The organism is Oleiphilus sp. HI0066, from assembly GCF_001635725.1.
Window position 1 is genome coordinate 1 of sequence record NZ_LWFH01001815.1, and the last position, 988, is coordinate 988.

At 47.1% G+C, this 988-nt stretch carries 1 protein-coding gene; it reads right to left on the bottom strand.

The window, feature by feature from the left end; genetic code table 11:
* Positions 1-150: 150 nt before the first annotated feature.
* Positions 151-988: amidase family protein (locus A3738_RS28105; protein WP_255376215.1), on the bottom strand; the 838-nt coding region annotated here is incomplete at its 5' end.

Below are 988 nucleotides of genomic sequence, written 5' to 3' on the forward strand. Positions count from 1 at the left end.
CACTCACACCAAGCATTGAACATTGAACTTTTACTAGTATGAGTGAGCTTACGATGAGATAACAGTTTTGGCCTTGTCGTGAAGCTTGCATAATGGTTGCCTGACATACCAAAACATCCAGAGCCTAATCAAAAAATGATCAGGCTAGGCTTATTTTGTCGCCATGTAAGCACGCCAGCCGCCAAGCTGCGTAATTTCTTCGGCGCCTTCTAAACCGTAAGGTTCGCAAATGAATCCGCTAACAAACGAACCATCTGCCAGTTTGACCTTACCAATGCCTAAGGGCGCAGGTATTCCTGCAACAAAACTCCCAAACTGTTCAGAGGGCACAGTCCAAATCTCGACATCAATGGCAGCCCCTTTTTCTTCATCTAACACTAGGCCAGGTCTAAATGGAGGCCCACCAGCAAGTGCATACATTCGATATCCAGGTGCGGTTTGTGTTTTTAACTTCAGTACTGCCTTGCGCTCCTTCAACTGCCAGTTCAATGGCAAGCCCTCCAAATGCGCACCACATACAAGTACATCTACCGTCTGTGTTGTCGATACCTGTGCGGCTTCTGTGCGCTCGCGAGATAAATCTGAAGCGCCGAGTGGAAGATCAAACAATGTCTCAAAGCGTTTAGCGATGGACAGCAATGCACGATCAGCAAAGGCAGGGCCCACTAAAGTCACGCCAAAAGGTAAACCTTGATCCGTGAAGGCTGTTGGAATGGCTAAGCCACTCATGTCTAGCAAGTTCATATAGTTGGTGTAATGTCCCAACTGACTGTTACGCAAAACAGGCTCTTCAAGTAGCTCATCAACTGTAAAGAAGCGCCCTGCCGTCGGCGTTAGCAAACAATCATATTTTGCAACAATCGCATCGCATTTTGCTTTCAATTCTTGCAAGCGATATTTCGCGGTAAACAAGGCCGCAGCACTTGCATTCTTGCCTGGTTCGATGATCTCTCGTACAACTGGGAACATTGCTTCAGGTTGCTCATCA